At 56.6% G+C, this 15,742-nt stretch carries 12 protein-coding genes and 1 tRNA gene; 8 read left to right on the top strand and 5 right to left on the bottom strand.

Features of this window, described 5'->3' with window-relative positions:
• Positions 1-28: 28 nt before the first annotated feature.
• Positions 29-1,231: a sodium/glutamate symporter gene (gene gltS, locus MC50_RS07850; RefSeq protein WP_032690246.1), complete on the bottom strand. Its 1,203-nt coding sequence runs from the start codon at positions 1,229-1,231 to the stop codon at positions 29-31.
• 286 nt (positions 1,232-1,517) lie between these two features.
• Here gltS and MC50_RS07855 point away from each other — a divergent pair, with 286 nt between their 5' ends.
• From MC50_RS07855 to MC50_RS07870, 4 genes are all read left to right on the top strand, one after another.
• Entirely contained in the window at positions 1,518-2,909 is a 1,392-nt protein-coding gene (locus MC50_RS07855) for a nucleobase:cation symporter-2 family protein (protein ID WP_032690245.1), read from the top strand.
• Positions 2,910-3,108: 199 nt separating this feature from the next.
• The gene (locus tag MC50_RS07860) at positions 3,109-4,824 is read left to right on the top strand and encodes an AsmA family protein (protein ID WP_047663598.1); all 1,716 of its coding nucleotides are present in this window, start codon (positions 3,109-3,111) and stop codon (positions 4,822-4,824) included.
• Positions 4,825-5,064: 240 nt separating this feature from the next.
• On the top strand, positions 5,065-6,624 hold the full coding sequence (locus MC50_RS07865; protein WP_032690243.1) for a PTS transporter subunit EIIC: 1,560 nt from the start codon (positions 5,065-5,067) through the stop codon (positions 6,622-6,624).
• A gap of 13 nt (positions 6,625-6,637) precedes the next feature.
• Positions 6,638-8,017 carry a family 4 glycosyl hydrolase gene (locus MC50_RS07870; RefSeq protein ID WP_047663599.1) on the top strand — a complete coding sequence of 460 codons (1,380 nt, stop codon included), beginning with the start codon at positions 6,638-6,640 and terminating at the stop codon, positions 8,015-8,017.
• Between the two features lie 148 nt (positions 8,018-8,165).
• Here MC50_RS07870 and MC50_RS07875 read toward each other — a convergent pair whose 3' ends face one another.
• Entirely contained in the window at positions 8,166-8,897 is a 732-nt protein-coding gene (locus MC50_RS07875) for a MurR/RpiR family transcriptional regulator (RefSeq protein WP_032697020.1), read from the bottom strand.
• Positions 8,898-9,234: 337 nt separating this feature from the next.
• Here MC50_RS07875 and MC50_RS07880 point away from each other — a divergent pair.
• Positions 9,235-9,329: transfer RNA gene (locus MC50_RS07880), tRNA-Sec, on the top strand.
• A gap of 201 nt (positions 9,330-9,530) precedes the next feature.
• Here the strand turns inward: MC50_RS07880 and MC50_RS07885 are convergent.
• Entirely contained in the window at positions 9,531-10,727 is a 1,197-nt protein-coding gene (locus MC50_RS07885; RefSeq protein WP_047663600.1) for a hypothetical protein, read from the bottom strand.
• A 552-nt stretch (positions 10,728-11,279) separates the two neighbouring features.
• Here MC50_RS07885 and MC50_RS07890 point away from each other — a divergent pair.
• From MC50_RS07890 to MC50_RS07900, 3 genes are all read left to right on the top strand, one after another.
• Positions 11,280-12,287 carry a zinc-binding alcohol dehydrogenase family protein gene (locus tag MC50_RS07890; protein WP_032697022.1) on the top strand — a complete coding sequence of 336 codons (1,008 nt, stop codon included), beginning with the start codon at positions 11,280-11,282 and terminating at the stop codon, positions 12,285-12,287.
• A gap of 1 nt (position 12,288) precedes the next feature.
• Positions 12,289-12,588: a putative quinol monooxygenase gene (locus MC50_RS07895; RefSeq protein WP_032690238.1), complete on the top strand. Its 300-nt coding sequence runs from the start codon at positions 12,289-12,291 to the stop codon at positions 12,586-12,588.
• Positions 12,589-12,801: 213 nt separating this feature from the next.
• Positions 12,802-13,851: an NAD(P)-dependent alcohol dehydrogenase gene (locus MC50_RS07900; RefSeq protein WP_032690237.1), complete on the top strand. Its 1,050-nt coding sequence runs from the start codon at positions 12,802-12,804 to the stop codon at positions 13,849-13,851.
• Here MC50_RS07900 and MC50_RS07905 read toward each other — a convergent pair.
• Positions 13,848-14,801 carry a GlxA family transcriptional regulator gene (locus MC50_RS07905; RefSeq protein WP_032690236.1) on the bottom strand — a complete coding sequence of 318 codons (954 nt, stop codon included), beginning with the start codon at positions 14,799-14,801 and terminating at the stop codon, positions 13,848-13,850. The two genes, MC50_RS07900 and MC50_RS07905, sit on opposite strands and share 4 nt — an antisense overlap.
• A gap of 26 nt (positions 14,802-14,827) precedes the next feature.
• Positions 14,828-15,607: an MBL fold metallo-hydrolase gene (locus MC50_RS07910; protein ID WP_047663601.1), complete on the bottom strand. Its 780-nt coding sequence runs from the start codon at positions 15,605-15,607 to the stop codon at positions 14,828-14,830.
• Positions 15,608-15,742 lie beyond the last annotated feature (135 nt).

Here is a 15,742-nt window from a genome sequence, read left to right on the forward strand (position 1 = left end):
AAGGCGCAAGCCGCCACCGGGCCACTCATCAGCCAAATATCGGCAGCAGCAGATACAGCTTAATCACCAGCGCATTCACGATATCAATAAAGAACGCGCCGACCATCGGCACCACCAGGAACGCCATATGAGACGGGCCAAAGCGGTCGGTGATTGCCTGCATATTGGCAATCGCCGTCGGCGTCGCCCCGAGACCAAAACCACAGTGCCCGGCCGCCAGCACGGCGGCGTCATAGTTTTTCCCCATCATGCGATAGGTCACGAAGACGGCATACAGCGCCATCGCCACCGTCTGGACCGCGAGGATCGCCAGCATCGGCAGCGCCAGCGAAGCCAGTTCCCACAGCTTCAGGCTCATCAGGGCCATGGCAAGGAACAGCGACAGGCTAACGTTGCCCAGCACCGATACCGCACGCTCAAACACGCGATAGAAACCTAACAGCGACAGACCGTTGCTGAGGATCACCCCGATAAACAGTACGCAGACAAAAGTGGGCAGTTCAAAGACGGTGCCGGTCAGCAGTTGCGCAACCACCCTCCCTACCGTCAGGCAGATGGCAATTAAGGCGATGCTCTCAATCAGCACCAGCGAGGTGATCATGCGGCCCATATCCGGTTTTTCGAAGGCGGTAGGCGCCAGCTGATCATCCGGCGTTCCGTCAGGTGAAGAAGAGTGTTTAACCAGATAGCGCGCCACCGGGCCGCCAATCAAACCACCCAACACCAGACCAAAGGTGGCGCACGCCATTGCGACTTCGGTCGCGTTGGCAAAGCCGTAGCGTTCAACAAACAGCTTACTCCACGCCGCGCCGGTGCCATGGCCGCCAGACAGGGTAATTGAGCCTGCCAGCAGACCCATCAGCGGGTCCAGCCCTAGCAGCTTCGCCATCCCGATGCCGAGGGCGTTTTGCAGCAGCAACAGTCCCACCACCACAATCAGGAAGGTGCCCACCACTTTGCCGCCGGCCCGCAGGCTGGAGAGGTTAGCGTTCAGACCGATAGTCGCAAAGAACGCCATCATCAGCGGGTCTTTCAGGCTCATATCAAAGTCAATTTCCCAACCCATGCTCTTTTTCAGCACCAGCAGCGCCAGCGCCACCAGCAGACCGCCCGCGACGGGTTCAGGGATTGTGTATTTTTTCAGGAAGGGGACATTCTGCACGAGTTGTCTGCCCAACAGCAGCACCAATGTTGCGGCAACGAGCGTCGATAAGGTATCGAGATGAAACATAAAAAGAGCTCCTTAAAGGCGCATGATCCATTCACACGCGTCGGTATTCCCGGTGTCGATTACTTCTCATCTTGAGGAATCGGAGGGGGATTTTAAGCAGAACCGCGCAAAAAATGACAGGAAAAGATATTTTGTTTTGATATTGATGCGATCAAGCATACAAAATGTTAATTAATAACCGACCCCGCTGAGTTGTATAAATATTTCTCAGCAAACGCTGGCAAACGTTTGCTTTTGTACTACAGTCCGATAAAATTCCCGCTTTGCCACCTTGGGATTGTTTGTGATGTCCGTTAACACCGCCGAGTCAGAAGCTGCGCAACCGGTTGCGCATAAAACAACCAGCGAATTAATCTACCGCCTCGAAGACCGCCCGCCGCTGCCGCAAACCCTGTTCGCCGCCTTTCAGCATCTGCTGGCGATGTTTGTCGCGGTCATCACGCCGGCGTTGTTAATCTGTCAGGCGCTGGGCCTCCCGGCTCAGGACACGCAGCACATCATCAGCATGTCGCTGTTCGCTTCCGGCGTGGCATCCATTATTCAGATTAAAGCCTGGGGACCCGTCGGTTCCGGCCTGCTCTCTATTCAGGGCACCAGCTTTAACTTCGTCGCCCCGCTGATTATGGGCGGCACCGCGCTGAAAACCGGCGGCGCCGACGTGCCGACAATGATGGCCGCGCTGTTCGGCACCCTGATGCTGGCCAGCTGCACGGAAATGGTCATCTCGCGCGTTCTGCACCTGGCGCGGCGGGTGATTACCCCGCTGGTCTCCGGGGTGGTGGTGATGATTATCGGCCTGTCGCTGATTCAGGTCGGGCTGACCTCCATCGGCGGCGGCTATGCGGCGATGGCCGACCATACCTTCGGCGCGCCGAAAAACCTGCTGCTGGCGGGCATCGTCCTGGCGCTGATCATTATTCTTAACCGCCAGCGCAACCCGTATCTGCGCATCGCGTCGCTGGTTATCGCCATGGCGGCGGGTTACCTGGCGGCCTGGCTGCTGGATATGCTGCCGGCAAATACCGCGCCTGCCAACGATAGCCTGATTACGGTCCCGACCCCGCTCTACTACGGCCTTGGCATCGACTGGAGCCTGCTGCTGCCGCTGATGCTGGTGTTTATGATCACCTCGCTGGAAACCATCGGCGATATCACCGCCACCTCTGACGTGTCGGAGCAGCCGGTCTCCGGTCCGCTGTATATGAAGCGCCTGAAAGGCGGCGTGCTGGCTAACGGCCTGAACTCCTTTGTCTCCGCCGTCTTTAATACCTTCCCGAACTCCTGCTTCGGCCAGAATAACGGCGTAATTCAGTTGACCGGCGTCGCCAGCCGCTATGTCGGCTTCGTGGTAGCGCTGATGCTGATCGTACTGGGCCTGTTCCCGGCAGTCAGCGGCTTTGTCCAGCATATTCCGGAGCCGGTACTCGGCGGCGCAACGCTGGTGATGTTCGGTACTATCGCCGCTTCCGGGGTGCGCATCGTCTCCCGCGAACCGCTCAACCGCCGCGCGATTCTGATTATCGCCCTGTCGCTGGCAGTGGGCCTCGGCGTTTCCCAGCAGCCGCTGATTCTGCAGTTCGCCCCTGACTGGCTGAAGAACCTGCTCTCCTCTGGCATCGCTGCCGGGGGTATCACCGCCATTGTGCTGAATTTAGTGTTCCCGCCAGAGAAGAATTAAACCCGTATCCCCGATGGCGCATTGCCTGACGGGGATAACGGCGGAATATCCCGGATGAGGCCTTCACACCGCCCTCCGGGTATGCCTGAATAAAACGTATCTCCCATCACTCTGTCATTCAAATAAACAACTCCTGTCTTGAGGATTGCGCATAAATCGTGCATAACAGCCCTATGTGCACTTCTCAGGATGGAAGATCATGAAATTTATTGGAAAGCTGATTTTGTGGCTCGCGATCGCCCTACTGGTGGTGGTGATTGCCCTCTATTTCCTGCTCCAGACCCACTGGGGTTCACGTCAGGCCAGCGCCTGGCTGAGCGATGGCACCGGCTGGCAGGTTTCCTTCGATGCGATGGAGCACAGCTTCTCCTCCCCTCTTCACCTGCAGCTGCAAAATGTCACTTTCGGACGCGACGGCAAACCGCCGACGCTGGTCGCTAAAGCGGTGGATATTGGCTTCAGCACCCGCCAGTTCAGCGATCCGCTGCACGCCGACGAGATTGTGCTTAGCGACGGGACGTTAAATCTCTCGCCCTCCTCCGCTTCTTTACCCTTTGCCGCCGACCGTCTGCAGTTGCGCAATATGGCGTTTAACAGCCCGGAAACCGGCTGGGCGCTGAGCGCACAGCGCGTTGACGGCGGCGTCAGCCCCTGGGCGCCGGAAGCGGGCAATGTGCTGGGTAAAAAGGCACAGATTCAGATGAGCGCAGGCTCGCTGACCCTCAACGGCGTGGATGCCAGTAACGTGCTGATCCAGGGAAGCCTTGATAATGGCGAAGTAACGTTATCCACGCTGGGCGCCGATATTGCGCGCGGGACGCTGACCGGCAACGCCAAACGCAACGCCGACGGCAGCTGGCTGGTAGATAATCTGCAGCTCAACGAAATTCGCCTGCAGAGCGATAAATCGCTGGCAGAATTCTTCACCCCGCTGACCAGCGTCCCTTCACTGCACATTGGCCGTCTCGACATGACCGACGCCCGTTTGCAGGGGCCGGACTGGGCGGTGACCGATCTCGACCTCAATCTACGCAACCTGACCCTGAGCCAGGGCGGGTGGCAAAGCGATGACGGCACCCTGTCGATGAACGCCAGCGAATTTATTAACGGATCGCTGCATCTGCTTGATCCCATCGCCAATGCCGAATTTTCACCACAGGGTATCGCGCTGCGCCAGTTCACCTCACGCTGGGAAGGCGGGATGGTACGGACTTCTGGCAACTGGCTGCGTGCGGGTAACGCGCTGGTGCTGGACGACACCGCCTTTGCCGGGCTGGAATATACCCTCCCCGCTAACTGGAAACAGCTGTGGATGGAGTCGCTGCCCACGTGGCTGGAAAGCCTGACGCTGAAGAAATTCAGCGCCAGCCGCAATCTGGTTATCGATATCGATCCCGCATTTCCATGGCAGATCACCGCCCTTGACGGCTACGGCGGCGAACTGCAGCTGGTGAAAGATCATCGCTGGGGCGTGTGGAGCGGCAGCGCAACGCTGAACGCCGCCGCCGCAACCTTTAATCGCATCGACGTTCGCCGGCCATCGCTGAAGCTTAACGCCAATGCCTCAACGCTCAACATCACCGAGCTAAGCGCCTTTACCGAGCGCGGTATCCTGCAGGCCACGGCGGCCGTCTCGCAGCTTCCCCAGCGCCAGGTCACGCTCAGTCTGAACGGTCGCGGCGTACCGCTGAATATTCTGCAAGCCTGGGGCTGGCCCGCCCTGCCGGTTTCCGGCGACGGTAATTTCCAGTTGACCGCCAGCGGCAGCGTGCAGGCCGATGCGCCGCTGAAACCGACGGTTAACGGCCAGCTCAGCGCGGTGAATATGGAGAAACAGCAGGTTGCGCAAGTGATGCGCAACGGCCAGCTAAACAGCGAGCCGGCTCAGCCGATCGCTCCCCCGCCAGCACCGTAATCGCCCTCCGCCCTCTCTCCGCCGGAGAGAGGGTCCCGCTCTGGTCTTCGTCCATCGGTCCCTCTTCCACTCCCTCAGGCACGCCTTTCTCGTCAGCGAAACCTGTGTGCATTTTGCGGCTACCTGTACCTATTTCCCGCAACCTGTTTCTTTCAAAGATCGGAATTGCTATAAACAAAATACTGGAAGTAGAGATAACAATTAAAAACCCTATGTAAATATAAAAATAAAGGAACGACTATGTCCGCAATACGTCAACGTATTCTGGAGAATATGCAAAAATTCTCCAGAGCAATGATCGGTGCAGTCCTGTTCTTGCCCGTCATTGGCCTGATTCTGGCACTCAGTTCTGTCTTAACCAACCCTACATTAATTTCTGAAACCAGTTTTTTACATCAGTCAGGACAATTACTCGGCGATACGTTCTGGCCGCTGTTTGGCAATCTTGGATTACTTTTTTGCGTCGGTATTAGTTATGGGCTGGCGAAAGATAAAAAAACAGAAGTCGCCCTGGTTTCAGTGATGTGTTTTATTATGTTTCTGGGCGCTAACCATTCGTGGCTGGAACATATCCACGGCATTGCCGAAAAAATTAATGGCGAATACTACGGCACCGGTCAGACACAACTGCTCGGTTTTGTGGTCGTCGATATGGGGGTGTTCCTCGGCATTATCCTCGGCTGCACCATTGCCTGGGTGCATAACAAAGTCTCGAACATCGAACTGCCCGGCGCGCTGTCAATGTACGGCGGCGCCAAGCTGACCCTGGTAGCCATGACCCCGGTGGTGATTTTCTATGCCATCGCCTTCACCTGGATCTGGCCGTTTATGACCCACGGTATCGGGGCGTTAACCGGATTTATGAAAAACGCCGGCGTGGCGGGGGTTTTCGTTTATGGCTTCTTTGAAAAATTCCTTATCCCCACCGGCCTGCACCATTTCGTCTGGTCGCCGTTCCAGCTCACGCAAATCGGCGGTACGCTAAACGTTGACGGACAGGTGGTTTCCGGTACCCAGGCGATTTTCCTCGCCTATATGCGCCACCCGGATCTGACCCCGGTCATGAACGATGCGCTCCGTTTCTCACAGCAGGGGATGACCACGATTTTCGGCCTCGCTGGCGCATCGCTGGCCTTTTATCACACGGCGAAACCGGAGAAAAAAATGATGGCTAAAGCGATTCTGCTGCCCGCCATTATTACCTCAATGCTCACCGGTATTACGGAGCCGATTGAGTTCACCTTCCTGTTCGTGTCGCCGCTGCTCTGGGTGATTCACGCCACCCTGACCGCCGCGTCACAGGCGATTTGTGACATCTTTACCGTTCGGCCGTGGGGCGCATCCGGGCTTATCGAATTCCTGATTTATAACCTGCCGCTGCCGGTCTCATTAACGCGCTGGCCTGGGTATGTTCTTATCGGTATCGGTCAGTTCGCCGTTTATTACGTTATTTTCCGCACCCTGGTAGTGAAGCTGAATTTAAAAACGCCGGGCCGTGAAGACGACGATAACGTGAAGCTCTACAGCAAAGCAGATTATCGTAAAAAGGTCGGTAATCCGCAGTCGGTGACCGATGAGATTATTAATGGCCTCGGCGGTAAAGAAAATATTATTTCGGTCGACAACTGTTTCACTCGCCTGCGGGTGGTAATTAAAAATATGGATTTGGTTGATGATCTCATATTGAAAAGTACCGGTGCCAATGGCGTCGTACGAAATCGTAATGAAGTTCAGGTTATTTATGGCGTCAAAGTGGGACAGGTACGTTCCCGGGTTGATAGCTGGCTGGCAGAAAATTAATTGGGAGTGATGTATGAAATTAACCGTATTAGGCGGGGGCGGCGTTCGCTCTGCATTTTTGGCGAAATCTCTGGCTTATAACGCCCACCGCATAGGTTTAACGGAAGTGGTATTTCTGGACAGCTCGGAAGATAATCTGGCCTTGTTTGGTGAAATTGCCCGCTACGTGTTTAATACGATTCGTCCGGATATTGCGTTCAGTACGACCAGCGATCCGGTCGCCGCGCTGAAAGGCACAAATTATGTGATTACTACCCTGCGGGTGGGTGGCGATGAGAGCCGTATTCGCGATGAGCGTATTGCGCTTGAGCATAATACCTTAGGCCAGGAGACCACCGGTGCGGGCGGCTTTGCCATGGCGATGCGTTCGATCCCGACGATCCTCAACTACTGTCGCCTGATCGAAGAGCATGCCGCCGAGGATGCGATCCTGTTTAACTTTACCAACCCATCGGGGCTGGTCACCGAGGCGATCATCAAGTCCGGCTTTAAACGTCGCGTATATGGCATTTGCGATGCGCCGTCGGAGCTGATCCGCGAACTGCCCGAGATTCTCGGCTGCGACGAGCGCGATCTCAGCGTCGAGTGCTACGGGCTGAACCATTTCTCCTGGTTCACCCACATCACCGTACGCGGGGAAGAGGTGACCGAACGCCTGATCGCCAGCCCGGATTTATACCGTAAAACGGCGATGCAGTATTTCTCGCCGGAGCTGGTTCAGCTGTGTGATAAGCAATTACTCAACGAGTACCTCTATTATTACTATTATCGCGAGGTAGCCTTAAAAGCGATTCAAGAGGCGGACGAAACGCGCGGCGAGCAGATTGCCCGTATCAATCGCGATATGCGGGACGCGCTGCGCGGCATTGATGTGAAAGCCGATCCGCAGGCGGCATTTTCTCTGTGGATGACGCACTACCTGCGCCGGGAAAATAGCTATATGCAGAACGAGTCGCAGCAGGAGAAATTCCATACCCGCGAACCGTTAACCCTGCGCCAGTTTATCGAGGAGCCGGATACCGGCGGCTACGCCGGGGTGGCGCTGGACATTCTGGAGGCGGTCAACAGCCGCACCACCAAACGAATCGTGGTCTCCATACCCAATAACGGCACTCTCGATTTCTTGCGTCCTGACGATGTGATTGAGATCAGCTGCGACCTGAGCAAAGACGGCTTAAAACCGGTGACGCCAGCGCACGTGCCCACGGCGCAGAGAAACATGATTGCCAGCGTGAAAGAGTATGAGCGGCTGGCAGTGGCGGCCATTTTGCAGCGCGATAAATCCCTGGCGATACGCGCATTAATGGCACACCCGCTGATCGGCTCTTTTTCGCTGGCCAAAACCCTGGTCGAGGCCTATCTCGACGACGCGCAGTTCGCCGACTGGCAATAAACGCCCGGCTCAATCCCCCGGATAGCGGCTAACGCCTTATCCGGGCTACCGGATAAGGCATGATTGGCCGGTTTTGTAGCCTGGGTCAGGCATCTAAGCCACAACCCGGGAACGCGTAAGTTGTCATTTTATCGCCCTGACAGGCGCGTCAAACGCCGCCTCCAGGGTTCTCCGTCTGTATAAACCACATCTTCAGCAGCCGCTCAAACCCGAGTATGCAGTAACCGAAAAACGGGTTGCTCCAGTAAATATCATCGTCGAACTTCTGCGGGTCATGAATAATGAATGCGGTATCCGCCGCCTGCGCCAGCGGGCTTTGATAATCGCCGGTAAAGCACACCAGATTAATCGCCTTGCCTTCCAGCGCCTTCACCCAGTTCAGAGCCGAGCTGCTGCGCCCGGATTTTGAGACGATCCAGATGGAGTCGAATTTCGCCGCATTTTTTTGCTCCAGGATTTCGTAATCCGGCCACAGCGCGAGGCTGGCGTTCACGCCGGTCACCAGGAACTTATTATAAATATATTGCGCAATCAGCTGCGAAAAGCCGCTGCCGTGGATCAGGATCCGCTGATGCTGCAGGCTTTCCAGCAGCGGCGTCAGCCGCTCTGTCGGCTGAATACTCATATAGTCGATGTCGTTGGTGACATCGAGTTTCGGCATGGTGATATTGAATTTAATAAAATAGACCAGCTCCAGCCAGCCGCTGAACTTCAGTTTCTTCGCCAGCCGCACCAGCGAGGAGGGGTTGCTATAGCAGCGCTCAGCGACGCTGCGGATGCCTTCCCGCACACACTGCTCAGGATCATTCTGGATAAAGCGCAGCACGGTCATTTCCGTTTTGCTCAGCTTGACGTCACGAAAGATATTTTCTAAGTCCATTGCGGGCTCCTCTCAGCGGCAGATTACGCTATCACCAAACGGCAAAGGTGTCTGTGGGGGAACTCACTGGCAGGAAAGAGCGAATAGCGACATGGCATGCATGCGCCACGCTGACTGAGACGCATGGAGGCGGCCGCGTATCTCTCCAGCGTCGTTTTTTCCTGCCAGATCGCCCTCGCAGAAAAAATATAAAAGTGTAACCCGCGGATTTTACGAGGGTTTGTGTCAGACTGTTCTGTAAAGTCCAGTTTTAACAGTAAAAAAGTGCGTTCAGGTATGTGGTAAATGCCTGAAAGTAGCTATAATGCGCCCCGCCTCCATGTAGCAATCGAGGCGCGGAAGATCGTCATCTCCGGTGAGGTGGCTGGACTTCAAATCCAGTTGGGGCCGCCAGCGGTCCCGGGCAGGTTCAACTCCTGTGATCTTCCGCCAGTTTGCTACCTCTGAACTTCCCCATATGCAATAAACCATGCCAATCCGCGGTGTCATCCTCAGGCCAACTCATGTTGACCCAGACCCCGAATATCATCAGGAATAACCGGCTTCATATTGCTTGCATCTTCTGGCAACCGGCAGACTTCTTAGCAGGATGGCTGTGCGAAGCGGGGGCTTTTGAGAAGCCAGTTCCCCTCATCAGAAGTAATAACCAATATTAACGTTAGTGCGGAAATACCATTTGCCGCTGCCCTCGGACTGAGTGCTGGTCCAGCCGGTAGAGTTCAGCGCGCCGCCCCACGGATTGACGTTCTTCGCCCAGCTGAGATCGACCCAGAACATCACCGGTAGCGCGAAGACCTGCACGCCGAGGGTGTTCATCTGCGAATCCTGCCAGCCGCTTTTGTCTTTCCACAGTACGCTGTAGTCATTGTAGAAACGCAGCTTCGAGACTGTCCCCCACTTCATATCGACGTCGCGGGCAAGGTTGAGCGATGCGGTGGTCGCTTGAGCCGGGATCAGGTAGGCCGGAGTCAGGCCGTTGCCGCCCATCAGAATCGTATCGTCGCTGACCCCCGCCGGGTTCTTCGGATCGTACTGGTAGCGAATCAGCTGCGAGGTGAGCTGCCACGGCCCGTTATGCAGCATGCCGTGTACTCCCGCCGCCCAGAAGGTACCGTCGTCGTCAGTCTCGCGGTTGTGCAGGCGCGCCAGCGCCAGCGAGCCGCCCAGCTCGTTACTCCAGCCGCCGCCGTGGAAATTGCGCGCGATACGCACATTAACCTGATCGCGCTTTTCATTATGCTGCTGATGCTGGGTAGGATAGATTGTGTTTTTCAGACGATCGTAATCGCCGACATCCGGCGCGTAGCGTAAATTCTCCGGCTCCATCCACGGAAAATAAGCCACATCCAGCGACCAGTTATTATCGTGATATTGATAGTTGACGCCACTGCCGGCGCTGACGCCAAAACCTAAATAAAACGGTATGCCGTACGACCAGCCAAATTGCGGATAGGGCTGCAGACCGAAAGGTTTGCCGGGAATGCCCAGCTGAATATTATTATTACCATCAACGCGATATCCTACATAGGCGCGGTCGACGGCGTATTTACGATGATCCTGGAACCAGAATCCGGCATCAAAGAAATAATGATTATAAAAACCGCTGCTGTCGATACGAAAGGTATCAAAACGCAGATGCGGCGGGTTACGATAATTACTGCCCTTCCAGTCTTCATAGCGGTAATTGGCCCGCAGCGCGCCGCCGAAATCCAGACCAGCGAGATTGTCCGCGCTGCGCCAGCCGATATGCGGAAAAGGCTTGCCGTCGTCCGCCTGTGCCAGCCCGTTGGCGCTGGCGACCAGCAGCAGCGAAAGAACTAATTTACGCATAGTACATCCCTCACTTTATATTTTAATAAGCGATAAAAAGCCTCACCGCTTAATATCGGCGTTTTTATTTATTTTTGTCTCAGCAGTGAAACTATCGATTAAATAGCAAGATTTTTATATTTTCGTTCCAGATATGAAACTCTGTTTATTATTTTATAGAGGGAAAATCGCACGCAGGATGCCAGGAGTCAAGGCATAAACCTTGAGCGATAACGCAATATTATTATTCCCTGCGGAAGATATTCATATTTGTGGTACAGGAACAAAAACATTCTCAAATATGAAACATAATTAGCGAAGTACAAACCACATTCCCCGGAGCGATCGTTTAGCGATATTCCTCCCGGGAGTCTCTGCATTGGCGCCGTGCCACCGGCGAAGTCAGCGTATCCGCGCTGAGGGATCTGCGTCGGATAGCGCGACGCTTATCCCCGGAGCTGATTTTCAGCTTTTCAATATAACTCTTATCGCCCGGGCCCCGTTTTTCCCTCCCCGCCAGGGGTCTACCATTAATGGATTCCCACAGAAACCCCATTTAAAACCGGAGAGTGTATGAAAGCGATTGCCATTACCCGCGCCGCTACTGAAGGCAGTAACATCCCATTTTTAAGCGCCATCGAGCTACCGGTTCCGGTTGCTGCGGGGCATGACCTGCTCATCGAAGTGAAGGCGATTTCCGTGAATCCGGTGGATACCAAAGTGCGCGCCGGATTTACCGGCGATACCCCGCGCGTGCTGGGCTGGGATGCGGTTGGCGTCGTAAAATCGGTCGGCGAGGCGGTCACCCTGTTCGCGCCGGGCGATGAAGTCTGGTATGCCGGTGCGCTGGGGCGCGCGGGAAGTAATAGCGAGTTTCAGCTCGTCGACGAACGGATCGTCGCCCTGAAGCCGCGCTCGCTGGATAACGCCTCTGCCGCCGCCCTGCCGCTGACCGCCATCACCGCATGGGAGTTGTTGTTCGATCGTCTTGGCGTGCAGGAAGGCGGCAACGCCGGGGACGCGCTGCTGATTGTCGGCGCGGCGGGTGGCGTCGGCTCCATTCTCACGCAGCTGGCGCGCAAACTGACGCGTATGACGATCATCGGCACCGCTTCGCGCCCGGAAAGCCAGAAATGGGTGCTTGATGCCGGGGCGCACCACGTTATCGATCACAGCAAGCCGCTCAGTGAAGAGCTGGCGCGGATTGGGGTCAACGCCGTGACGCACGTCGCCAGCCTCAACAATACTGAGCAACATTACGCGCAGCTGATTGCGGCTCTCGCCCCGCAAGGCAAGCTGGCGTTGATTGACGATCCGCAAACCCTGGACGCCCGCCCGTTGAAGGCTAAAAGCCTTTCGCTGCATTGGGAGTTTATGTTCACCCGTTCGATGTTTGAAACGCCGGATATGCTGGCCCAGCATCAGCTGCTGACCCGGGTAGCGGCCCTGATTGACGATAAGACCCTCAAAACTACCCTCGGCGAGCATTACGGTCCAATCAACGCCAGCAACCTGCAGAAAGCGCACACTCAGCTGGAAACCGGACGCGCGGTCGGCAAAATCGTGCTGGAAGGGTTTTAAGATGACGAACGACACGGTATCTGTCATTGCGGTTCTGAAGGCCAAACCGGGGCAAACGGCCGCTCTGCGGCAGGCGCTGAAAGCGCTGTTACAGCCGACCCGTCAGGAAGCGGGTAATCTGGATTATGCCCTGTTTCAACTGCGCGATGCGCCGGACACCTTCTACATGCGCGAGTCGTGGCGTGACCCGGCGGCGCTGGAGGCACACATCGCTCTGCCGCACTTTCAGGCCTTTATCGCGCAAATGGACAGCCTGCTGGCTGAGCCGCTGCGCCTGGATTATCTGACGCCGGTTGAATAATCGCCTCAACGCTGCGGGTTCCCTGCCAGGCAGGGAACCCGCCTCTTTTTGCCCCTTTCCGCTTTTATCCCGTCTTTTTCCCTTTGTCTGTTTAACACTCTGAGCTAATCGCCCCACGCCCCGCGCTGACCAGGCTACGCTTACCGTTGCCGCCAAAAAGCAGGTCATCCCCTCCGAATCATCCAGCACGTTCATTCAGAAAGAGGTTTCGCTATGCAGATCAATGCTATTGGTACGTACTCCGCCACCCAACCGCTGAAATCGATGGCTATCTCCCGCCGCGACCCGGGCCCCCACGATGTACAGATCGCCATCGATTACTGCGGCGTCTGCCACTCCGACCTTCATCAGGCGCGATCTGAATGGGCCGGTACGCTCTATCCTTGCGTGCCGGGACATGAAATCGTCGGCCAGGTGACCGCCATCGGCAATCAGGTCTCGGGATTCAACGTGGGAGATCTGGTCGGCGTCGGCTGTATGGTCGACAGCTGTCAACAGTGTGAAGAGTGCGAAGCAGGGCTGGAAAATTACTGCGACCATATGATTCTCACCTACAACGGCCCCACGGCAGACGCGCCCGGACACACTCTCGGCGGTTATTCGCAGCAGATTGTGGTGCACGAACGCTACGTGCTGCACGTGCGCCATCCGAAAGCCCAACTTGCCGCCGTGGCGCCGCTGCTCTGCGCGGGGATCACCACGTACTCTCCGCTGCGCCACTGGAACGTCGGGCCGGGAAAAAAAGTCGGCATCGTAGGTATTGGCGGGTTGGGACATATGGGAATTAAGTTGGCCCACGCCATGGGCGCCCACGTGGTGGCCTTTACCACCTCAGAATCGAAGCGGGAAGCGGCAAAAGCGCTGGGCGCGGATGAGGTGGTTGTCTCACGCAACGAGGACGAAATGGCCGCCCACGTGAAAAGCTTCGATTTCATCCTCAACACCGTGGCGGCACCGCACAACCTTGATGCCTTCACCACCTTGCTCAAACGCGATGGCACCCTGACCCTGGTCGGCGCGCCGGCCAGCCCGCATCCTTCGCCGGAAGTGTTTAATCTGATATTTCGCCGTCGTGCGATTGCCGGTTCGATGATTGGCGGGATCCCGGAAACCCAGGAGATGCTCGATTTCTGCGCCGAACACGGCATCGTCGCCGATATTGAGCTGATTCGCGGCGATCAGATCAACGAAGCCTGGGAGCGGATGGTCAAAGGCGATGTCAAATATCGCTTCGTGATCGACAGCGCGACGCTCGCCGGCTAAATGCCGCGGCGAAAGGTGCGCCGCCACTCCGCCGGGCTGACGCCAAATCGGGATTTAAACTGCTGGCGCCAGGTCACGGCGGAGCGGAATCCAACGCTCTCCGCCACCTGCTCGACGGGCATATTCCCCTCCTCGAGCAGGAGCTGACTGCGCCGCAGACGTTCAATGGTCAGCCAGTCGGCAATGCTCATGCCGGTAGCCCGGGTAAAGTGACGAGTCAGCGTACGGCGGCTCATCGCCACCACCTGCGCCAGCGAGTCGAGGTTGTGCGGCTCGGCGATATGCTGCTGGAGATACTCCAGCAGGCCGTTAATCCGCGCGTCGCGGGTATTTTTCGGTACCGGCTGGGCGATAAACTGCGCCTGGCCCCCTTCACGATGGGGCGGCACGATCATACGCCGGGCGATTTGATTCGCCGCGAGGCTGCCGAAACGCTGGCGAATGATATACAGGCAGCAGTCGAGCGCCGCCGCGGTGCCCGCTGAAGTAATGATCCGCTGGTCATCAACGTACAGCGCGTTGATATCCAGCCGCACCTCGGGAAACTGCTGCTGAAATGCCTGTTCAAACTCCCAGTGGGTCGCCGCCCGTTTGCCGTCCAGCAGCCCGGCATAGCCGAGAACAAAGGCACCGAGGCACAGCCCGACGATTTCAGCGCCGTTCTCCCTTGCCCGTACCAGGCTATCCAGCAGCGACTGGGGCGGACGCTGATGCACCGCTCCCCAGTAAGGCACCACCACGATATCGGCCTGCTCAAGGGCGGTGAAATCTGCGCTGGCGTTGAGCGCAAAACCGTCGCGCGCGGTCAACAATCCCGGCCGTTCGGCGCAAATCTGCAGGTTAAAGCGTTTCGTTTCCGAGACGCTATCGCCAAACAACATGCAGGGAACCGAGTAGTGAAAAGGGCTGAACCCGTCCACGGCAACAATCGCGACATCGGTTAATTTCATCATCCTCTCCGTTCCCCGCGGCGGGCTTAAAAGATCATACTTTCCCCATCCTGCGGGATGCTGACACAATCGGCAATCTGATTATCCGCCACGTATTCGCGCAGCTCCTCGCGGCTCAGCAGGCAGTGATTAACCGCCTCAAGATGGATGGCGACAATTTTCGCCTCTGGCAGGGTGAAATGGGTTTTCAGCACATCTTCTTTGCCCATGATAATCGGCCCGAATCCAATCACGTGCGCGTACCCGGCATTCAGTACCACGACATCGGGACGTAGCCGTAGCATGTCGGCCGCAATTTCAGGACGCCAGATGGTATCGCCGACCAGCCACAGCGTCTTCTCCTGCGGATGGCGAAACACCACGCCGCAGGCTTCGCCCAGCCGCTCCGCCATAGCCGGTACGGCATAGGTGCGGTCGCTACCATGCTGCCCGGAGGTGGTTTTCTGTAAACGGACGCCGGCAAACTCGCTCTCTTCCGACAGCAGACGGACATCCTGAAATCCCTGTCCACGCAGCAGCCCGGCATCACCGTCATGCTGCACAAAAACCGGCAGCGTTTTCGGGATCGCGGCGATCGCCGCCTCATCCCAATGATCATCATGCGTATGGGTGACGATCGCCGCATCGACATCAATGATAGTTTTCAGGGAAAAAGGCAGCCCGACCAACGGATTACGCAGCTCTGCGCGGGCGGTGCCCGGGAATCCCGGCCAGGCGCCACGATCCGCCAGCATCGGGTCAATCAGGAACTTTTTCCCTGCATATTCAATAAGCTGAGTTGAGTTACGGATCTGGGTCATTTTCATGATGTTCACTCCTCTTCGCGGTTATCTGGCGAACATCGTACGTCCCACCAGCCTGGCGCAATATGGGCATTTGGGCAATGTTCGATGAGATTGGGCCAACTTTCTGCGGTTGCCATCCGCCCCAGGCTATGGTGT

Origin of the sequence: Klebsiella planticola (assembly GCF_000783935.2) — a bacterium.
GTDB lineage: Bacteria > Pseudomonadota > Gammaproteobacteria > Enterobacterales > Enterobacteriaceae > Klebsiella > Klebsiella planticola.